This window comes from Virgibacillus alimentarius (genome assembly GCF_017874635.1).
Classification (GTDB): Bacteria; Bacillota; Bacilli; order Bacillales; family Amphibacillaceae; genus Virgibacillus_B; species Virgibacillus_B alimentarius.
This window is the reverse complement of record NZ_JAGIKX010000064.1, coordinates 1-3,344: the sequence shown is the minus strand read 5'-3', so window position 1 is coordinate 3,344 and position 3,344 is coordinate 1. Positions and strand designations below refer to the sequence as shown.

Annotated in this window: 4 protein-coding genes and 1 pseudogene; 4 read left to right on the top strand and 1 reads right to left on the bottom strand. The window is 33.7% G+C overall.

The features are described 5' to 3' along the window. The first annotated feature begins 433 nt into the window (after positions 1-433). On the top strand, positions 434-703 hold the full coding sequence (locus J2Z81_RS15575) for a UPF0223 family protein (protein ID WP_029271249.1): 270 nt from the start codon (positions 434-436) through the stop codon (positions 701-703). Positions 704-935: 232 nt separating this feature from the next. Next, positions 936-1,214 (top strand): annotated as a pseudogene (locus J2Z81_RS15965) (transposase); the annotation flags it as partial. Here J2Z81_RS15965 and J2Z81_RS15565 read toward each other — a convergent pair. Then, on the bottom strand, positions 1,211-1,831 hold the full coding sequence (locus tag J2Z81_RS15565) for a YktB family protein (RefSeq protein ID WP_226371750.1): 621 nt from the start codon (positions 1,829-1,831) through the stop codon (positions 1,211-1,213). The pseudogene J2Z81_RS15965 and the gene J2Z81_RS15565 overlap by 4 nt on opposite strands. A gap of 262 nt (positions 1,832-2,093) precedes the next feature. On the opposite strand from J2Z81_RS15565, the gene J2Z81_RS15560 reads away from it, so the two are divergent. Continuing rightward, a complete protein-coding gene (locus tag J2Z81_RS15560) occupies positions 2,094-2,285 on the top strand; it encodes a hypothetical protein (protein ID WP_038220986.1) in 192 nt (63 codons plus the stop codon). A gap of 145 nt (positions 2,286-2,430) precedes the next feature. Further along, positions 2,431-3,240 carry an inositol monophosphatase family protein gene (locus J2Z81_RS15555; protein WP_029267703.1) on the top strand — a complete coding sequence of 270 codons (810 nt, stop codon included), beginning with the start codon at positions 2,431-2,433 and terminating at the stop codon, positions 3,238-3,240. Positions 3,241-3,344: the final 104 nt, after the last annotated feature.

The window sequence follows — 3,344 nt, the reverse complement described above, 5'->3', positions numbered from 1 at the left end:
TAAAAACAAAAGAAAAAACGGTTGCGTTTATCATTTATTGATAAACACAACCGATTTTGTTTATTTGGGGCTAGTTATGTCCCAGCCTCTTTTTTCCTTTCTATTTTTCCTTGTTTATTTTCATTTAGATACAAGGATATTAGCTAGTTTTACTCATCCCATGGTAAGATATGACATAATGATTGTATTAAGGGGGGAGTTTAAGGAGAGATAAAAGTAGCTGAATAATTAAATATAACCAAGAAGGCTACAATGAAATTTTAGGAATGAAAAGTGGGGAAGTAAATCAAGCATGTGCAACGTTTGATTCGTATAGGCGGACGGTGAAGTAAATACCTCCAGGAAATGATTTCATTCGATCTCTCATGTAAGCACTTGTACATGATGCTAAGAGAGGTTAGTAATAAAATCCAATACAAAGAGGTGAATGGTAATGAATTATCATTATCCGATTGACTATACTTGGACAAAACAGGAAATTATAGATGTTGTAGGTTTTTTTACGCTTATTGAGCAAGCCTATGAGGCGAGTGTTGAGCGTGATATATTAATTGCTGCTTATCGAAAGTTTAAAAAAATAATTCCATCTAAAAGTGAAGAAAAAAGCTATTTCTCAGAATTTCAAAAGGTGTCAGGTTATTCGAGCTATCATGTTATTAAACAAGCTAGAGAAACAACGGATAAAAAAATTAAAATGAAATGAGGCTGGGATAAAACCCCAGTAAATGTAAAAAATCAGATAGTCCATTGGGGCTATTTGATTTTTTTAGGTGAGATAATTCTATTATAGTTTTTACTAATCGATAGATACGGATAGTAATCCCGTTGACTTCCACTACAGGTGGCTGCTTTTCTCGGGCACGCAAAGTTTACGATAACGAGAAAAGGGAACAATAAAAAGAATACATAAGACAGAGCTTTTCAGAAGACAAAGAAAACGTAAAATAGATGTGGAGCCAATCTTCGGATTTTTGAAGGCTAATTTGTGTTTCATACGTTTTTCAGTGAGAGGTAAAGAAATGGTAGAAAATGAATTAGGATTTGCGTTCATGGCAGTAAACTTAAGAAAGTATACCGCCATGAACACAAATCCAACCATAGATGATGAAAATAAATCAAACCTTTTTTTAGATATTTTGGCTAGTTATGCCCCAACCTCGTTTTTTAGAAGTATTCAACTTTATCCTTTTGCTTTATACAAAACTACCATTTAGGATTTAGCTTCTAAAGCCTGTTGATAAAAAGGAATTAATGTTTGAAACGTTTGTTTAGCCGTATCTAAAAAAGCATCCTTATCTTGAAGTCGAGTATCTCTTATAGGCAGATGTTGTCCGACTAGAAACTCCGCCTTTTTTACATCTCGAAATCGCTCTAGGTGTTTCATTTCTAAATCGGTGATTGCTATCGAATCTTTTTTCATATGATCAAGAGAAACAACGTAATGCTCAGGAAGTTGTTTTATTTTATCAAGGCTTTTGATAAATGATTTTGCGATCTCTTTTTTATAGTCCAGTTCATAGATTAGTGCTAGCCATATAAATACATGATCATCAAATAATCCAACTTGAAAATGTGGATGTTTTTTATAGCCGCGTTTATTATCGGCAATGGCCAGCCATGTATCATTTGGTGGGTTCACTTTTCTTCTGGCGTGTTTTGCAATATGCAGAAATACTTCATTGCCCAGTTGTACAGATAAATAATCTGTTAAATAGTTGCCTATTTCACGGAATTTAGGCTGAATACGAGTTTGAATTGCTTCCATCCTATTTTCTAAGCCATCAATTAAAAATGTATCAAAATCCTCTTTGGTAAAGCCATTAAAATCCACGTTTAACACCCTTTCATTTTATCACGTATTTTCCTTTTGAGATTATAATAATTATTAAGTATAGGGTATATTTTAGTCAAGCTCTATACAACTCTTAGAGAGGTATTTAGAGAGGTATACTATTAATTTTTAATGTTTTAAACGAATTGCTTTTGGGAACATTATAAAATAATTAAACGAATTACTAAAAATTATTTTTCGCAACATTAAGTATAGCATAAAAAAAGTTAGACAAAAATCTATTTGAAAGGGTGTGGATATTGTGAAATATGTAATGAGCGCATTAAGGCGAAAAGAAGCACAAGAGAAACTCCCGGTTGTCAAATTAGAAATTGATTATGAACTTGTTACACTATTTGATGCTTTACAAGCAGATGATAAGGTACAAATTATAAAAGCAAAAGAACGACTTGAACAATTACGTCTACAATTGCTAGAAGCTGAAAATGAATAGGAATGCGCTAATGACCCGAGTATAGCATCTGTTTCTCATTGATGAATCATACGAAGGTCATTTTTATTTTTTGAATGTGTAAAAGAATGACTCTATACCTCCAATTTGTTAGTATATTAATATATATAGAAATGGAGGATAGATAATGGATAAATCATTTCGTGAAAGCCTTTTTAATCATGCAAAAGAATGGGTTTTAGAAGCAGGGGCATATATTAGAAATAATATAAATGAACCTTTAACAATCGATACAAAATCAAATCCAAACGATCTTGTAACCACGATGGATAAAGAAACGGAGCAATATTTTTCAACCAAAATAAAAAAGACATACCCAAATCATTTCATATTAAGTGAAGAAGGATTTGGCGATGATTTATCCTCATTAGACGGCATTGTTTGGATACTGGATCCGATTGATGGGACAATGAACTTTGTTCATCAAAAAAGAAACTTCGCAATTTCTTTAGGGATTTACCAGGATGGAATTGGAGAGATCGGTTTCATTTATGACGTGATGTCTGATGTATTATACAGTGCGAAAAAAGGTGAAGGTGCATATAAAAATGATGTAAAGTTAGGCCCTGTGAACGAAAACGTAGCTTTAGAAGATGCAATACTCGTACTAAATCACTTTTGGCTGACTAAAAACCGCCTGGTTGATGAACACGTCATGCAGGACTTGGTGAAGAGAGTGCGCGGTACGAGAACATATGGATCTGCAGCTTTAGAGTTTGCATATGTTGCTGAAGGAATTATAGATGGTTATTTGTCCATGCGTTTAGCTCCATGGGATATAGGGGCAGGAATCATTCTTCTTAAAGAAGTTGGAGGAAGGACTACAACGATTGATGGCAATAGCGTTCAGCTATTAGAAAAAAATTCGATCTTCGCATGTTCTCCAAAACTTGGGGAAAAAATTGTAGAAGAATATATTAAAAAAGGGAAAAAGTGACTCCAGAATGTGGCGACCCCTAAAAGTTAGAGTTTTTATTATGCAGCTGATTGGCTGGATTGAGTTCGGTATTCGACCGGACTCAGTCCAGTCAATTTTGCTTT